This window comes from Paraburkholderia sp. GAS41, assembly GCF_050436545.1.
In the GTDB taxonomy this organism is placed as follows: domain Bacteria; phylum Pseudomonadota; class Gammaproteobacteria; order Burkholderiales; family Burkholderiaceae; genus Paraburkholderia.
The window spans coordinates 38108-54675 of sequence record NZ_JBNDMK010000034.1; the positions used below are offsets into that span (position 1 = coordinate 38108).

At 64.5% G+C, this 16568-nt stretch carries 10 protein-coding genes; 7 read left to right on the plus strand and 3 right to left on the minus strand.

What is annotated here, in order from left to right; all coding sequences use genetic code 11:
• Positions 1-67 precede the first annotated feature (67 nt).
• Positions 68-4279, minus strand: coding sequence for a YhdP family protein (locus tag P3T43_RS32135; protein WP_429285030.1), 4212 nt, complete (start codon positions 4277-4279; stop codon positions 68-70).
• Between the two features lie 175 nt (positions 4280-4454).
• Between P3T43_RS32135 and glnE the strand changes: the two genes are divergently transcribed.
• On the plus strand, positions 4455-7247 hold the full coding sequence (gene glnE / locus P3T43_RS32140) for a bifunctional [glutamate--ammonia ligase]-adenylyl-L-tyrosine phosphorylase/[glutamate--ammonia-ligase] adenylyltransferase (RefSeq protein WP_429285031.1): 2793 nt from the start codon (positions 4455-4457) through the stop codon (positions 7245-7247).
• Positions 7248-7263: 16 nt separating this feature from the next.
• On the opposite strand, the gene recN is transcribed toward glnE, so the two are convergent.
• A complete protein-coding gene (gene recN / locus P3T43_RS32145) occupies positions 7264-8943 on the minus strand; it encodes a DNA repair protein RecN (protein WP_429285032.1) in 1680 nt (559 codons plus the stop codon).
• Between the two features lie 43 nt (positions 8944-8986).
• Positions 8987-9889: an NAD kinase gene (locus P3T43_RS32150; protein ID WP_429285033.1), complete on the minus strand. Its 903-nt coding sequence runs from the start codon at positions 9887-9889 to the stop codon at positions 8987-8989.
• A gap of 275 nt (positions 9890-10164) precedes the next feature.
• On the opposite strand from P3T43_RS32150, the gene hrcA reads away from it, so the two are divergent.
• The 6 genes from hrcA to dnaK all read left to right on the plus strand — a co-directional run bounded on the left by hrcA (position 10165) and on the right by dnaK (position 16567).
• Positions 10165-11184, plus strand: coding sequence for a heat-inducible transcriptional repressor HrcA (gene hrcA / locus P3T43_RS32155; RefSeq protein WP_429285034.1), 1020 nt, complete (start codon positions 10165-10167; stop codon positions 11182-11184).
• Positions 11185-11387: 203 nt separating this feature from the next.
• Entirely contained in the window at positions 11388-12458 is a 1071-nt protein-coding gene (gene hemH / locus P3T43_RS32160) for a ferrochelatase (protein ID WP_429285035.1), read from the plus strand.
• A 24-nt stretch (positions 12459-12482) separates the two neighbouring features.
• A complete protein-coding gene (locus P3T43_RS32165; RefSeq protein ID WP_429285036.1) occupies positions 12483-12890 on the plus strand; it encodes an RNA-binding S4 domain-containing protein in 408 nt (135 codons plus the stop codon).
• Between the two features lie 480 nt (positions 12891-13370).
• On the plus strand, positions 13371-13964 hold the full coding sequence (gene grpE / locus P3T43_RS32170; protein ID WP_429285037.1) for a nucleotide exchange factor GrpE: 594 nt from the start codon (positions 13371-13373) through the stop codon (positions 13962-13964).
• Positions 13965-14006: 42 nt separating this feature from the next.
• Positions 14007-14456: a thioredoxin family protein gene (locus P3T43_RS32175; RefSeq protein ID WP_429285038.1), complete on the plus strand. Its 450-nt coding sequence runs from the start codon at positions 14007-14009 to the stop codon at positions 14454-14456.
• 152 nt (positions 14457-14608) lie between these two features.
• On the plus strand, positions 14609-16567 hold the full coding sequence (gene dnaK, locus P3T43_RS32180; RefSeq protein ID WP_429285039.1) for a molecular chaperone DnaK: 1959 nt from the start codon (positions 14609-14611) through the stop codon (positions 16565-16567).
• Position 16568 lies beyond the last annotated feature (1 nt).

Genomic DNA, 16568 nt, shown 5'->3' on the forward strand with positions numbered 1-16568 from the left:
TCGATCAAGGCTGTACCGCTGCCGGTCCGGCGCCACGAGTATCGTCAGACGGTACTCACTACGAGGTTCATTGCGCTTCGACGGTCGAAGCCGGCAGGTCCATCTTACCGCGATCGCCGTGCACCCGCTCGACATGCGGTTTCGACCACGAACCGGTGATGGCGTAGTCCAGCGCGAACGCCTTCGAAATCGACTTCGACAGCGCGAAATCGGCGACCAGCGCGGCCAGCCCGATCAGCGGATTGATCACCGTGGCGGCGACCACACCGGCGCCAGCGCTGATCGTGGGCACGACGTGCACATGCAGGTCCTGGGATTCCTGCGCGAGGTCGACCGAGCCCGACATCTCGGCGCGAGCCGGCGCGGTGACCAGCTTGAAGTCTTCCGTGCGGCCGATGCCGTCGTTGATCTGACCGCTGCCCTTGACGCTCTCGAACGGCAGTCCTTCGCCGATCACATCGCGGAAATTCAAAGTCGCAAAACGCGCGAGGCTTTGCAGGCTCAGCACGCCCAGCAGTTTGGCGACGCCCGGATCGACCTTGAGGATCTGGCCGTGCTGCAGGTCCACCGCCAGATTGCCGTTCAGCGTCGGATAGTCGATGTGGGTCGGGCCGCCGAGCCAGACCACCTTGCCCGACAGCGTCCCGCTGCCGCCCTTGAGCGTGCGCGGCTTGCCGGCCCGCTCGAGCAGGGCGCCGGCATCCTTGATATCGAGCTTGAAATCGAACACGGTGCGCTTTTGCGGCTCTTCGTCGGCGTTGGCGCCGAGTTGCGTGGCGGTGCGCCAGTTCGCCGTCGCGGTCAGCGTGGCGTCCGGGTTGCTGATGTTGAGCTTGTCCAGTTGCCAGACCGGCACGCCGTCTTCCTCGAAGTTGTGCGCGTCGACTTCCAGGCTGCCTATATTGTGGTCGCGCACGATCAGCTCGTTCACCACCAGATCGATTGACGGCATGTTCTGCGCGGGCGCCGACATGGCCTGGCCGAGCAGATCGTTTTCCGTGGCCGAGGGAATCACCAGCCGGGCGAGGCGGGCCTGCAGCGTGCCCGGCGAGCCCTTGACCGGGCCGGGCAGCCACGCGACGTGTCCGGAAACCTGATTCGAGGCGATATTGGCCTGCCAGTTGCCCTTGTCACGCGACGCACCGACGATCACGCTTTCCCAGTGACGCTTGAGCAGCGTCAGGGTGTTGACGTGCACGGCAAAGCGGTTCGGCAGAAACTGCGTGAGCGTGGGGTTGGGCGCGCTGGCCGCCGCTGCTGCCGCTCCCGCGGGCGCAGCAGCGGCTTCCTTGCTGCGCATCTGGGTGACGAACGCGCGCCATTGGTCGGCGTCGAAGGTGTCGATGTCGACTGCGGCGGTGACCCCTTCGGAGGGCAGTTCAGCAGGCTTGTTGACGCCAACCGCGCCGGCCACCACCGCGGGCGGTTGGCCCGGCGTGTGACGCAGCAAGTAGGTCGCGGCGATCGGGCCGAACTGCAGATCGGCGCGCTGCAAGCCGGTGTCGCTTGCCGAAGCGGCGGGCTTGAGGCTGAAGTGCAGCGGCATCGGCTGGCCGACCGGCTTGTTGAACGGCGCGGGGAAATCGAGCGCGAGGCCGCTCAGGTCTGAATTCGCAGTGATGTCGGGCAAGCGTCCTTTCGCGCCGTTCACGCTCAGATCGTACGGCGCGCTGCCGCTCATGCGCGTGAGCACCTGTGCGGCCGGACCGCGCAGATTCAGGCCGCGCGCGGCATCGACGGCGATGTGGCCGTTCAGGTCGAGCGCATAGGTGCCGTTGTTCTGCACCCCGCCTTTCGCGTGGACATCCCCGCCGAGGAACTGGCCGCTCAGCCGGTCGAACTGCGCAGTGTGTTCGGTAAAGTGAACCTTGCCGTTGAGCTGCGACAACGGCGGCACGTTGTCCATGGCGAGGCGGTCGTTCTGGAAGCCCAGCGCACCTTCGACAGCGATATGCGGCTTCGGCGTACGCGGCACGGTCAGCTTGAGCGCGAGCGACGCGGGCCCTTCGGCCTGGACCTTCTCGCCGACGTGCTTCGAGAGGCCGCCGAGCGCGCTCGCGTTGACGTAGTCGATCATGTCGGCAAGCGGTCCGTGGCCGTCGCCGTTGATCACGAGAGGCGACGCCTTGGTGCCGAGATCGTCGATCTTGCCGCCGACCTTGGTCAGCGCGACGCGCTTGTAGTGAGCGCGTTCGACGTCGAAGCGCAGCACGTTCTCTTTCAGCTCGAAGCTGCCGTCGATACCGTCCAGCGCCGGCCACACGTTCGGCGTGACGCCGTCCTTCATCAGGCGCGGCGGGAAGGGCGACGGGTCGAATTTGGCGCCCTTGAACGGCGCGACGATATGAAACACGCCGGCGGTCGGGTCGCGCGAATAGGGGAATTTGGTGAGGTCGCCATGCACCTCGATGACCGCGCCGCGCGACATGCCGGCCTGCAGCCCGTGACCGAGGTAATTGCGCAGCTTCTCGCTGATGCTGGTGGGCAGGTAGCGCACGATGCGCGTGACCTGGGCGTGATCGAACTGCGCCTTCAGGTCGAGCGAGCCGCGTCCATGGCCCGCATTGCTGTAGTTGGCCGTGACCGTCGCCGCGGTGTCCGCGTTGGCCACGCGCAGGTCGGGGACGGTGATCGCAAACGCCTTGTGCTGCTCGCCTGGCGCGGTTGTCGGCTGCACGGTCCAGCTGCCGTGGCCCTGCAGGCGGTCGAATTTGAGGCGCGGGTCGTCGAACACGCCCGGCAAGGTGAGCGCCACATTGTTGGTGTCGATGGTCATCGAGCCGTGGGTTTCGTCGGCATCGACGCTGCCCCACAGGTTCTCGACGCCAGGCAAACCGGCCCGCGGATGGCCTAGCGGGGTGAGTCCCGGCGGCGGTTCCTGGGCCGCCACGCTAATGCCCTGCAGGTCTGCCTTGAGACGGTAGCGCACGATCGGCTCGGTGCCGGTGGCGTTATGTTCGACAGCGGCTTCGCCCGAGCTCGGCTTGGCCCGCTCGACTTCGATGACGTAGTTCGCCACCAGTCCGCGCGGATTGAAACGCAGCAGCCCATTGAGCAGGCGCCCCGGCAGCGGCAGCGCGCGGCTGAATTCAGCGAGGATCCCGAGATCGACGTGGTCGCCGGCCACGCTGATCAACTGGCCGTGTTGCAGCGATGGCCTGCGGTAGTGCGCGGTCAGGGTCGTCAGGGCGAGCGTGCGGGTGACCGGCGTGCCGTCTTCGAGCGGTGGCTGGCCGAGTTCGGCGTGCATATGGTTCAGTTGCAGCGTGTAGTCGCCAGACTCCGCCACTTCAACTTTCCACGAGAAATTCGCCACCGGCACGTCGAGCCGCGGCTGGGTCGGACGCACGCGCATCGAGACATCCGTGCCGGCCAGTTCGCCGCTGGCGGATTTCATCCGGCCTCGAGCAAACTCGATCCAGATGGCGTTGTCGATCCGGCCCGCGAAGGTCTCGATCGGGAAATCCATGTAGTGGGCCAGCGCCGGCAGGTCGACCGGGCCGGTGGACACGTACGCCTGGCCGGTCCAGTTGATCGGCTTGCCGATCGCCGACAGCGGCATGTGCCTGAATTGCGCGCGGAAATCGAGCGGACCGTGCAGCACCTTGCCGTCCGGCGGCGCTTGCAGCGCGAGGTGATGGTTGTAGCCGTCATTGAGGATGGCGAGGCGAATGTTCTGCAGCGCCAGTTCGGGCGCGTCGTGACGCGCGTCCATCCAGCGCAGGGTGCCGCCGCGCAGCACGATGGCCTGCTGACGCAACAGCCACGTGGTGAAAGTGTCGTTGCCCGTATGCGTGCTTGGCATCATGACGCCGGCGACCGAGAGCGAACCGTCGCCGCTGCGCGCAATGAGTACGTCGGGCTGATCGACGATCAGGCTGGAAAGAATGGGTCTGAGTTGCCAAAGCGAGCGCCACGAAACCGTCGCGGTGGCATGCGGGATATTGAGCCCGATCTTGCCGTCACGGTCGCGAATGGTCAGATTGGTGACGTCGATGCCGGGCTGGAAACCCGTCCAGTGCGGCGCCAGTTTGCCAATGGTGAGCTGCGCGTGGATTTTTTCGGAGACGAGCGCTTCGATGCGCGGCCGGAACGCGTCGACACGCGGCAGCACGCCATAGCGCAGTCCCATGAAGAGGACCGCCGCGATGAAGTAGACGACCAGCGCGATTGCCGCCACGACCCGCAAGGTGTGACGCAGCACCACATGGTGGTCGCCGCTCACTGGCCTGACTTGTCCCGGTTCGTGTGGCGCGGCGGATTCGTTTCGCTCGGACATGCTGCGGCGGGGGTGGGCGTATGGTAGTTTTGCGGTCTGACGACGAAATGTAACACACGGGCCAGCCGCGACGAATAACCTTCAGAGCCCGTGTTCACGCCGTCTCGCGACCTGCTCGACGCGGCGGATGGCGCCGTGATGAGACGAACGAAGCAACCAGCGATCCAGACCTTTGATGACCGACGCCACACTCCTGAGTTCCAGCTATTCACACTACGCGGCGCGCGCGCTGGCGGCCCGTCCTGAACTTGCGGAGCGGATCGCCGCGCTGGCGGCGCAGCCGCTGACCCGGGCGCAGATCGAGGCCCGCTTCGATGCGTTGTGCGCGGCGCACGCGGGCGCCGCCGGTGCTCCATTGAACGAGGACGGTCTCAAACGGGCGCTGCGCGAGTTACGCACGGAGGTCTTTTGCGCCGTGATGGAGCGCGACCTGGCGCGGCACGCGGAAGTAGCCGAAGTGACCGGCGCGATGACCGATCTGGCTGAAGTGACCATTCAGCGCGCGCTGGCGGTGCTGTCCGCGGACCTCGAAGTGTTGTACGGCGAGCCACGCGGCCCGGAAGGTGAACGGCTGACGCTCGGCGTGGTCGGCATGGGCAAACTGGGCGGGCGCGAGCTCAACGTGTCCTCGGATATCGACCTGATCTTCGTCTACGAAGAGGATGGCGAGACCGCCGGCGGCCAGCGTTCGCCCATTGCGACCCAGGATTTCTTTACCCGGCTAGGCAAACGGCTGATCGCGGCGCTGGCCGAAGTGACCGCCGACGGCTATGTGTTTCGCGTCGATATGCGACTGCGGCCAAACGGCGACTCGGGGCCGCTCGTGTGCAGCCTCGGCATGCTCGAAGAATATTTTTACGTGCAAGGTCGCGAGTGGGAGCGCTATGCCTGGATCAAGGGGCGGCTCGTGTCCGAAGCCGACAGCGACGCGGCGCGCCGCCTCTCGAAGCAGCTCGATGCAATCGTCACGCCGTTCATCTACCGCCGCTACCTGGACTTCGGCGTGATTGGCGCAATCCGCGCGTTGCATTTGCAGATTCGCCAGGAGGCGCAGCGCCGCGCCTCGATGCGGCCCGACAAGGCCGACGACATCAAGCTCGGGCGCGGCGGCATTCGCGAGATCGAATTCAGCGCGCAGGTGTTTCAGCTGATCCGCGGTGGCCAGGATGCCGGGTTCCGCGTGCGGCCTACGCTCGCCGTGCTGCGTCACGCCGCGGCGCATGGGCTGCTCGCGCCGACCGTGTGCGTGAAGCTCTCGCAGGCATACCGATTTTTGCGCGAACTCGAACACCGCCTGCAATATCGCAATGATGCGCAGACTCACGCCATGCCGGTCGACCCCGAAGAGCGCGCGGCGTTGGCGCATGCCATGGGTTTTGACGACTACGCGGCGCTGATGACGCGACTCGACGCGCACCGTGAACTGGTCGAACAGCAGTTCGACCAGATCTTTGCCGACAAGGTCTCCGGTCGCGATGGTTGCGGCGCGCCGGAAGACGGCGCGGCGGCGTGGGTGTGGAGCAGCGCGCTGGCCGACGACAGCGCCGACGAAGCGCTGCAGGCGCGGCTCGTCGAACTGGGCATCGCCGAGCCGGCCGAACTGCTGGCGCGCCTGCGTGCCTTATGGCAGTCGTCGCGCTACGCGGGACTCGCCGAGCGTAGCCGGCAGCGCTTCGATATCGTGGCACAGCGCGCGCTCGAAGCCGCGCGCACGCTCGAGCCGGCCGCGCGCCGCGGCGACACGGTGGCGCGCCTGTTCGACCTGCTCGAGGCCGTGAGCCGGCGCGGCGCCTATCTGGCGCTGCTCACCGAGTATCCGCAAGCGTTGCATCGGGTGCTCTCGGTGCTGGGCGCATCGCACTGGGCGGCTGGCTATCTGATTCGCCATCCGCAACTGCTCGACGAACTGCTGGACGACGAGGCGATTGCCAGCCCGTTCGATTGGGCGGAGTTCAAGCGCACGCTGCACTTACGCCTCGCCGCGGCCGACGGCGTGGAACAGCAGATGGATCTGCTGCGCCATGCTCACCAGGCCGAGGTGTTCCGCATTCTGCTAATCGATCTGGCGGGCAAGCTGAGCGTCGAGCACGTGAGCGACCAGCTCTCGGCGCTCGCCGACGCCGTGCTCGACGTCACGCTCGAAGCCGTCTGGAACCAGCTGGCCCGGCGTCACCGCGAGGTGCCGCGCTTTGCGGTCATCGCGTACGGGAAGCTGGGCGGCAAGGAGCTGGGCTATGCCTCGGACCTCGACCTGATCTTCCTGTACGACGATCCTGACGACAATGCAGCGGAAATCTACGCCATGTACACCCGGCGCCTGATCACCTGTCTGACGATGGCCACGGGCGCGGGCACCTTGTTCGACGTCGACCTGCGGCTGCGGCCGAATGGCGAGTCGGGCCTGCTCGTCACCGATCTGGATGCGTTCAGGCGTTATCAGTTGCGCGAAGGCGACGCGGCGAATACCGCGTGGGTCTGGGAACACCAGGCGCTGTCGCGGGCACGCTATTGCGCGGGCGATGCCGAGATCGGCGCGAAGTTCGAAGCGATCCGCGAGCAGGTGCTGACCACGCCGCGCGAGGCCGCACCGCTTGCGCGCGAGATCGTCGACATGCGCGAGCGTGTGGAAGCGGGACATCCCAACCGGACGCAACTGTTCGATCTGAAGCACGATCGCGGCGGGATGGTGGATATCGAGTTCACGGTTCAATACTGGGTGCTGCTGCACGCTGCCCGCGATCCGGAGTTGATCCGCAATACCGGCAATATCGCCTTGCTGCGCGAGGTGTCGCGCTTCGGGATGATGAGCGAGGAGGAGGCCGAGACGGTGGGCGCGGCGTATCGCACTTACCGCAAGCTGCAGCACAAGCTCAGACTCGACGGGATGGAGAAGGCGCGCGTCGAACCGGCCACCGTCGAGGCGGAACGCCTGGCGGTGCTGGCGTTGTGGCAGCGGGTGTTTGGGTGACGGCGGGCTGTCCCGCTTACGCCGCCAGCATTTCCCTGGCGTGCTTGCGGGTGGTGGCGGTGATCTCCAGGCCGCCGAGCATGCGCGCCACCTCTTCGACGCGGCTCGCCTTGTCGAGCGAGGTCACGCTGCTGACCGTGCCGCCTTTGCCGTTCGCGGCCTTCGCCACCTGGAAGTGGTGATCGCCCCGCGCGGCGACCTGCGGCAAATGGGTCACGCACAGCACCTGGCGGGCGCGTCCGAGTTGATGCAGCAATCGCCCGACCACCTCCGCGACCGCGCCGCCAATGCCGGTGTCCACTTCGTCGAATATTAAGGTGGGCGTGGGGCTGGCGGCACTGGCGATCACGGCGAGCGCGAGGCTGATCCGCGCCAGTTCGCCGCCCGAAGCGACTTTCGCCAGCGGCCGCAGCGGCACGCCGGCATGGCCCGCCACCCGGAATTCGACCTGTTCGAGCCCATGCGCGCCGCCTTCCGGCAGTGCCACGAGGGCGACTTCGAAACTGCCGCCTTTCATCGACAGTTCCTGCATGCCGGTCGTGACCGCCGAGCCCAAAGCCTTGGCGGCCTTGGTGCGCGCCTTGGAGAGCTGTCTCGCCTCGGCGAGATAGACTTCCTTCGCTTTGGCTTCAGCGGCGTGCAGGCTGTCCAGGTCGGTGGCGGCGTCGAGCGCGGCCAGTTGCGCGCGACGCGCGGCATGTTCCTCGGGCAGCGTCTGCGGCTGCAAACGGAATTTGCGGGCAGCCGAGTGCAGGGCGTCGACGCGCTTCTCGATCTGCGCGAGGCGCTCCGGATCGAGTTCGAGCCGCTGCGCATAGTGGCTCAGCGAATACGCGGCTTCCTGCAACTGGATCTCAGCGGGTTCGAGGGCGGCGAGGGCGTCGTTCAACGCCGGATCGATCTCCGCAAGGTCGCGCACTTTTGAGACGATCGAGGCGAGATGCGTAATCATCGCCTCGTCGGACTCGGACAGCGCGGCGAGCGCACCCTGCACGCCGTCGATCAGGTTGGCTGAATGCGACAGGCGGTTGTGTTCGGCGTTGACCTCTTCCCATTCGCCCGGTTGCGGGGCGAGCTTGTCGAGTTCGGCCAACTGCCAGGCGAGGCGTTCGCGCTCGAGTTGCAGTTCGCGGTCGCGGGTCCTGGCGAGTTCGATCGCCTGTACCTTGTCGCGCCAGGTGCGCCAGGCGCGGCTCACGACGCCGGCCCTCTCGATCAATCCGGCGTGGGTATCGAACAGTTCGCGCTGGGCGTCAAGGCGCATCAGCAACTGGTGCGCATGTTGGCCGTGGATGTCCACCAGCATTTCGCCCACTTCGCGCAATTGCGCGAGCGTGGCCGCGGTGCCGTTGATGAAGGCCCGCGAGCGGCCGTTCGCGTCGACTACGCGCCGCAACATGACCGTGCTGCCGTGCGGGTCGTCGGCCGCCGCACCGCCCGGCGAGCCGAGGGCCTGCTCATCGAGCCACTGCTCGACTTGCGCATGGGTTTCGAATTCCGCCGTGATGTCGGCACGGGCTTCGCCGGTGCGCACGACGCTGGCGTCGGCGCGGGCGCCGAGCGCCAATGCGAGGGCGTCGATCAGGATCGACTTGCCGGCGCCTGTTTCACCTGAAAAAACCGTAAAGCCGCTGTCGAATTCAAGGTCGAGCGCGGCGACGATGACGAAGTCGCGTATCGAAAGGTGGCGAAGCATGGAGGCGTCTGGTGGGCGTGGGTTACCGGCTGGGGCGATCCGCTCAGGGCTTGATGTCGTCTTCGTGCGACGGGTATTCGTTCCAGTGAAGCTTCTTGCGCAACGTCGCGAAGTAGCTATAGCCGACCGGATGCAGCAACGGCACGGTATGGCGCGAGCGGCGCACTTCGATGGTGTCGTTGTGTTCGAGCGCAGTGAACGACTGCATGTCGAAATTGACGTTCACGTCCCGGCCCGCGACGATCTGGATGCTGACCTTCGAGTCGTCCGGCAGCACGATGGGCCGGTTCGACAGCGCGTGCGGCGCGATCGGCACCAGCACGATGCCTTGCAACTGCGGATGCAGGATCGGCCCGGCCGACGACAGCGCGTACGCGGTCGAGCCGGTGGGTGTGGCGACGATCAGCCCGTCCGAGCGCTGGTTGTACATGAAGCGCCCGTCGACCGAGACGTGCAGTTCCGCCATCCCCGAGAAGCCGCTACGGTTCACCACCACGTCGTTGAACGCGAGCGCGTGGTAGATCGGGCTGCCGTCGCGCATGATGCGCGCCTCGAGCAGCGTACGTTCCTCGCGCTCGAAGTGCCCGCCGAGCATCTGCGGGACGATGACCTGCATGTCGGAAATCGGGATGTCGGTGATAAAACCGACCCGGCCGTGGTTGATGCCGATCAACGGAGTCCGGTAGGGCGCGAGCTGGCGGCCAATGCCGAGCATCGTGCCGTCACCGCCGAGCACCACGGCCACGTCGGCGCGCGCGCCGATCTCCGCGGGACGCAGGGCCGGGTAATCAGTCACGCCGATCTCCGCGGCGGTGTCCGCTTCGAACACCACGTCGAAGCCGCGCTTCGCGATGCACGAGGCGAGCGCGGTCAGCGGCTCGCCGATACCTGGCGTATTGTTGCGCCCGACGAGCGCGACGGTCTTGAACTGGCTGGTAACTTGCATGCCGGCATTACACCATAGGTGGGGGCTGAAAAGAACCGTCCGGCGCCACACAGGCGCCGGCGCGGGGCGGGGGCGCAAGATGCTGGCGAGGATTGTCGCTAGAATGGTCAAGCGCTGATGACAGGGGGCACGCGGGGACTGCACCGAACGCACGGGCGCGGATCTGCGCGGAGCGCCGCGCCGCCGGTCTTGCTGTGCGGACGGTCCCACACGGAACGAGGGCTGATATTGTTAGCGCTCGCGGTTGTTGCGTCATTAAGCTAAAATTTTCGGTCATGCTAGATCCCCGCGCACAAACCCTCCTCAAAACGCTGATCGAGCGCTACATCGCCGAAGGTCAGCCGGTCGGTTCGCGCACGTTGTCCCGCTATTCCGGTCTGGAATTGAGTCCGGCAACCATCCGCAATGTGATGTCCGATCTGGAGGAGCTGGGGCTCGTCATCAGCCCGCATACCTCGGCGGGACGAATTCCCACGCCGCGTGGCTACCGCCTCTTCGTCGACACCATGCTCACCGTCGAGTCCGCCGCGGACGAAGAAGCCGTTACCCGTACCGTCAAGACCACCCTGCAGGCGGGCGAGCCGCAGAAGATCGTCGCGGCTGCGGCGAGCGTGCTGTCCAATCTGTCGCAGTTCGCGGGCGTCGTGCTGACGCCGAGGCGCAGCCACGTGTTCAAGCAGATCGAGTTCATGCGCCTGTCGGACAAGCGCATCCTGCTGATCATCGTCACGCCCGAGGGCGACGTGCAGAACCGCATCATGGCGACGCAGCGTGACTTTTCGCCGTCGCAACTGGTGGAGGCGTCCAACTACATCAACGCTCACTTCGCCGGTCTCTCGTTCGACGAGGTCCGCCGGCGCCTGCGCGATGAGATCGACGAACTGCGCGGCGACATGACCACGCTGATGCACGCTGCCGTCACCGCCAGCACCGACGAGGCGGACACCGGTGAGACCGTGCTGATCTCCGGCGAGCGCAAACTGCTCGAAGTGGCCGACCTGTCTTCCGACATGGCGCGGCTGCGCAAGCTGTTCGATGTATTCGACCAAAAGACCAGCCTCCTTCAGTTGCTCGACGTGTCGAGTCACGCCCAGGGCGTGCAGATTTTCATTGGCGGCGAGTCGAACCTCGTGCCGATTGAAGAAATGAGCGTGGTGACCGCGCCCTACGAAGTGAACGGCAAGATCGTCGGCACGCTCGGCGTGATCGGACCGACGCGGATGGCTTACAACCGGGTGATCCCGATTGTGGACATCACGGCACGGCTGCTCTCGCTCACGCTTAGTCAGCAATAACCTCCATCCGCTACGGACGGCGGCGCCCCATGGGGATGCTCGCCGCTGACCTTCGCGCAACGCCCGGAACCGTGTGCTCATGATGCGGGGTGCCGCCGGGCTTGCCAATCGGCCGAATGGCCAGGTATCGGCGGCGGATCGCGCCGCTATAATGGTTTCCACCTGAAACGTTCTTTCGCCGCAAGCGGCGCATCCTGTTGCCTATGCGTTTCGATCTCGAGCGGCCATCTCAACCGGCCACAGCCCACCGTGTGGCGGTGTTGCTGATTAATCTGGGCACGCCTGACGCTCCAACGCCGAAGGCCGTGCGGCGCTATCTCGCGCAGTTTCTGTCGGACGCTCGGGTAGTCGAGATTCCCGCCGTCATCTGGCAGGTCATTCTGCGGCTGGTGATCCTGCCTTTTCGCGGGCGTTCGTCGGCGCGGAAATATGCCGCGGTGTGGACGGCGGAAGGCTCGCCGCTGCGCGTTTTCACGGAGAAGCAGGTGGAAGGGCTGCGGCATCTGCTGCAGGCGAACGATTACACGGTGCTCGTCGACTACGCCATGCGTTACGGTGTGCCGGGCATTCCGGACATGCTGAATCAGCTCAAGCTGGCCGGCGCCGAACGTGTGCTGCTGGTGCCGATGTATCCGCAATACTCGTCGTCGACCACTGCCACGGCCTTCGACGCCGCGTTTTCCGCGTTGGCGCGCATGCGCAACCAGCTGGAAATTCGCACCATCCGTCAATATGCCGACCATCCCGCCTACATTGCGGCACTGGCTGCGCAGGTGCATCAGTACTGGCACGCTCATGGGCGCCCGGATTTCGCGGCGGGCGACAAGCTGGTGTTGAGTTTCCACGGCGTTCCCAAGCGCACGCTCGACCTGGGCGACCCTTATCACGAGCAATGTCAGCTCACGGGAGCACTGCTGATGCAGGCACTTGAACTGACATCGGTCGAATGTCGCATTACGTTCCAGTCGCGCTTCGGCAAGGCGGAGTGGCTGCAGCCGTACACCGCGCCGACGCTCAAGGAACTGGGCGCCGCGGGTGTGCGCCGGGCCGACGTGTTCTGTCCGGGTTTTACGGCCGATTGCCTCGAAACGATCGAGGAAATCGGCATGGAGGTCCGCGACGAGTTCGTGCATGCCGGCGGCAAGGAGTTTCACCGCATTCCTTGCCTGAATGCCTCGCATGCGTGGATTGCCGCGCTGGGTGAAATCGTCGCGCAGAATCTGCAGGGGTGGCCGGTGCAGGCGCCATCCGTGCAAGGCGTAGTGGAGGCGTGAGCGCTCGAAGCGCGAGACTGAGCAATGAACTACAGAATCTCAACAGAACCGGGTGCGCGTCTGCGCATCGACAAGTGGCTGTGGGCCGCGCGCTTCTTCAAGACGCGCTCATTGGCGGCGGATGCGGTCGAAAAAGGCCGCGTGCGTATCGGCGGGGCTGCGGTCAAGCCGGCAAAGGACGTGCGGGTCGGCGATCTCGTTGAGATCGAGATCGAAAGGATAATCTGGCAGGTGGAAGTGCTGGGCGTGTGCGACGTGCGCGGACCGGCCAGCGTGGCGCAGACGCTTTACGCGGAGACCGGGGACAGCAAGATAAAGCGGCAGGTGGAGCAGGAACGGCGCAAGACGTATCGCGAGCCGGCCGCCGCGTTGCATGGGCGCCCAACCAAGCGCGACCGACGCATTATCGACAAACTTTCAGGTGGGGATTGAACAGTTGTTCCATGGTGGCGTGTACGCCGCCATACTCGGTCGTGCTGTCGTTCACTGCCCCGGACATACAGATGGTCGTGGTTCCCGCAATGAGCACCAAAGCGACCACGGATATTGCGAAGGTCAGTTTCACGGTACTCCCCCGAAAGGATGCTGAACGAATGCGGTAGGCTTATTGAAGTGGCATACACCGGGCTAGGGTAAACGTGCCTTTCCCGATCAGTCTTTGCAGTTTAGGTCAGTCCGCAACCCCACTCAATCTCATTCTGATGAAGTCAGAGTAATGGTTGTAACGAGGCATTTCTCCCGCACTGCTGCGGTGCAGAAAGGTCGTTTTGGCCGCTTGAAATCGTGCTTTAGGTCCCCAACTTAACGAACGAAGAGCGATCGCGTGTGTCGTGTTTTTACAACGCTTAAATGAGCCTGTAAGGACACAATGCCGCCACCCTTGGCTTTAACTTTTTTACGACTTTCAGCGACATGGAAAACACGCAAGAGAACCCGACGAGCCAGAATCCCACGCCCGCCGAAGAAGCCGCGCGCCAGGCCGCCGAGGCCGCCGCGGTGCAACCGGACGTCAACCCGGTTGAAGGTGCCCCGGACGCGAGCGCGCCGGCAGGCGTCGAAGCGGCCCTGACCGAGGCGCAGGTGAGGATTGCCGAGCTGCAGGAGAGCTTCCTGCGTGCGAAGGCCGAGACCGAAAACGTGCGCCGCCGCGCGCAGGAAGACGTCACCAAGGCCCACAAGTTTGCGATCGAAAGCTTTGCCGAGCACCTCTTGCCGGTGGTCGACAGTCTCGAGGCGGCCGTTGCGCACTCGTCCGACGACCTGCAGAAGGTCCGCGAAGGCGTCGAGCTGACCTTGCGTCAATTGAACGGTGCGCTCGAGAAGGGGCGCGTCGTCGCGATCAATCCCCCGGCCGGCGAGAAGTTCGATCCGCATCGTCATCAGGCCATTTCGATGGTGCCGGCCGAGCAGGAGCCGAATACGGTCGTTTCCGTGCTGCAAAAGGGCTTCGTGATTGCCGAGCGCGTGCTGCGTCCGGCGCTCGTCACAGTCGCGCAGCCGAAGTAAGCGCGCTCTCGCTGAATAGTCTCCCAGGCCGACACCGTTATCATGGCCAGCCTTTCTGTCGACGTCACGGCTTTTGCCGCGTTCGAAATGCAGGAGTTGAGCGCCCAGTCGTTCGACACTGCGCTCGAAGCGGCCGGCGACGAGCTGGCGGTGGTGTTCTTCTGGGGGCTCGACTGCTTTAACTGTGAAATAGCAAAGAAGGCGATGCTGGCGCAGCCCGAGGCGATTCGCTCGCTCGGGCTCAAATGGTTTCACAGCAACGTCTATGAGCACCGCGAGCTGGGGCGTCGCTTCCTGCTGCACGGCGTGCCGACCTGGTACTTCTTTCACCGTGGCAAGCGGCTTGGCCGGGCAACTGGCTGGCACGGCCTCGGACAGTTCCAGGCAGCCGTAGCGGCCGTGCGGGAAAAAGTCCGGGCAAAGACGGCCGGCAGCGGAACCGCGGGCAACAGCGTCACAGGCCGAAGCAATCCCGAACCAGCCGGCGATTGAAAAAAATTAAAGACCGCATAGTGTTCGAGGTCTTGAAAACGATGCGGACGCACTTATGTTGAGTGCAGGTATGAATTGAAGGCGGGTTGCCTTGCCGTCAGATGGGCACAAGGCACCCTACCGCAGCGATCAAAATCAGGAGAATAGTGAAAATGGGCAAAATCATCGGCATCGACCTCGGCACGACCAACTCGTGCGTGGCGATCATGGAAGGCAATTCGGTTAAGGTGATCGAGAACTCGGAAGGTGCGCGCACCACGCCGTCGATCATCGCTTACATGGAAGACGGCGAAATTCTCGTCGGCGCGCCTGCGAAACGTCAGTCGGTCACGAACCCGCGCAACACGCTGTACGCGGTCAAGCGCCTGATCGGCCGCCGTTTCGAAGAGAAAGAAGTGCAGAAAGACATCGCCCTGATGCCCTACAAGATCATCAAGGCTGATAACGGCGACGCGTGGATCGAAGTGCGCGATCAGAAGCTTGCTCCGCCGCAGATCTCGGCGGAAACGCTGCGCAAGATGAAGAAGACCGCTGAAGACTACCTCGGCGAGCCGGTCACGGAAGCCGTGATTACGGTTCCCGCGTACTTCAACGACAGCCAGCGTCAAGCTACGAAAGACGCCGGTCGCATTGCCGGTCTGGAAGTCAAGCGCATCATTAACGAACCGACCGCAGCCGCGCTCGCGTTCGGCCTCGACAAGGCAGAAAAGGGCGATCGCAAGATTGCCGTGTATGACCTCGGCGGCGGTACGTTCGACGTGTCGATCATCGAAATCGCCGACGTTGACGGCGAAATGCAGTTCGAAGTGCTCTCGACGAACGGCGATACGTTCCTCGGCGGTGAAGACTTCGACCAGCGCATCATCGATTACATCATCGGCGAGTTCAAGAAAGAGCAGGGCGTCGATCTGTCGAAGGACGTGCTGGCGCTGCAACGCCTGAAGGAATCGGCGGAAAAGGCGAAGATCGAACTGTCGTCTAGCCAGCAGACCGAAATCAACCTGCCGTACATCACGGCAGACGCGTCGGGTCCGAAGCACTTGAACCTGAAAATTACGCGTGCGAAGCTCGAAGCGCTGGTGGAAGAGCTGATCGAACGCACCATCGAGCCGTGCCGTCTGGCTATCAAGGACGCAGGCGTGAAGGTTGGCGAAATCGACGACGTGATTCTGGTCGGCGGTATGACGCGTATGCCGAAGGTGCAGGACAAGGTCAAGGAATTCTTCGGCAAGGAACCGCGCCGTGACGTGAACCCGGACGAAGCCGTGGCCGTGGGCGCCGCGATCCAGGGCCAGGTGCTGTCTGGCGACCGCAAGGACGTTCTGCTGCTCGACGTGACCCCGCTGTCGCTCGGCATCGAAACGCTTGGCGGCGTGATGACCAAGATGATCAACAAGAACACCACGATCCCGACGAAGCACGCGCAAGTGTATTCGACGGCGGACGACAATCAGGGTGCCGTCACGATCAAGGTGTTCCAGGGCGAACGCGAAATGGCAGCCGGCAACAAGCTGCTGGGCGAGTTCAACCTTGAAGGCATTCCGCCGGCACCGCGCGGCGTGCCGCAGATCGAAGTGAGTTTCGACATCGACGCGAACGGCATTCTGCACGTCGGCGCGAAAGACAAGGCAACCGGCAAGGAAAACCGCATCACCATCAAGGCGAACTCGGGTCTGTCGGAAGCCGAAATCGAAAAGATGGTGAAGGACGCGGAAGCGAACGCAGAAGAAGATCACAAGCTGCGCGAACTGGCCGATGCCCGCAACCAGGGCGACGCGCTGGTCCACAGCACGAAGAAGGCGCTCACCGAATACGGCGACAAGCTGGAAGCGGCTGAGAAGGAAAAGATCGAAGCAGCGCTGAAGGACCTCGAAGAGACGCTGAAGAGCGGTTCGAGCGACAAGGCGGCGATCGAAGCCAAGATCGAAGTGGTGGCGACGGCCTCGCAGAAGCTCGGCGAAAAGATGTACGCCGACATGCAGGCAGCCCAAGGCGCGGCGGGTGCAGAGGCAGGTGCTGCGGGCGCGGCCGGTGGTGCATCGGCCGGTGGCGCGAGCCAGCCGGAAGACGACGTCGTGGACGCCGAGTTCAAGGAAGTGAAGAAAGACTAAA

Coding starts and splice junctions, on each gene's coding strand:
- P3T43_RS32135 (WP_429285030.1), bottom strand. CDS start 4,279: ATGTCCGAGCGAAACGAATCCGCCGCGCCACACGAACCGGGACAAGTC.
- glnE (WP_429285031.1), top strand. CDS start 4,455: ATGACCGACGCCACACTCCTGAGTTCCAGCTATTCACACTACGCGGCG.
- recN (WP_429285032.1), bottom strand. CDS start 8,943: ATGCTTCGCCACCTTTCGATACGCGACTTCGTCATCGTCGCCGCGCTC.
- P3T43_RS32150 (WP_429285033.1), bottom strand. CDS start 9,889: ATGCAAGTTACCAGCCAGTTCAAGACCGTCGCGCTCGTCGGGCGCAAC.
- hrcA (WP_429285034.1), top strand. CDS start 10,165: ATGCTAGATCCCCGCGCACAAACCCTCCTCAAAACGCTGATCGAGCGC.
- hemH (WP_429285035.1), top strand. CDS start 11,388: ATGCGTTTCGATCTCGAGCGGCCATCTCAACCGGCCACAGCCCACCGT.
- P3T43_RS32165 (WP_429285036.1), top strand. CDS start 12,483: ATGAACTACAGAATCTCAACAGAACCGGGTGCGCGTCTGCGCATCGAC.
- grpE (WP_429285037.1), top strand. CDS start 13,371: ATGGAAAACACGCAAGAGAACCCGACGAGCCAGAATCCCACGCCCGCC.
- P3T43_RS32175 (WP_429285038.1), top strand. CDS start 14,007: ATGGCCAGCCTTTCTGTCGACGTCACGGCTTTTGCCGCGTTCGAAATG.
- dnaK (WP_429285039.1), top strand. CDS start 14,609: ATGGGCAAAATCATCGGCATCGACCTCGGCACGACCAACTCGTGCGTG.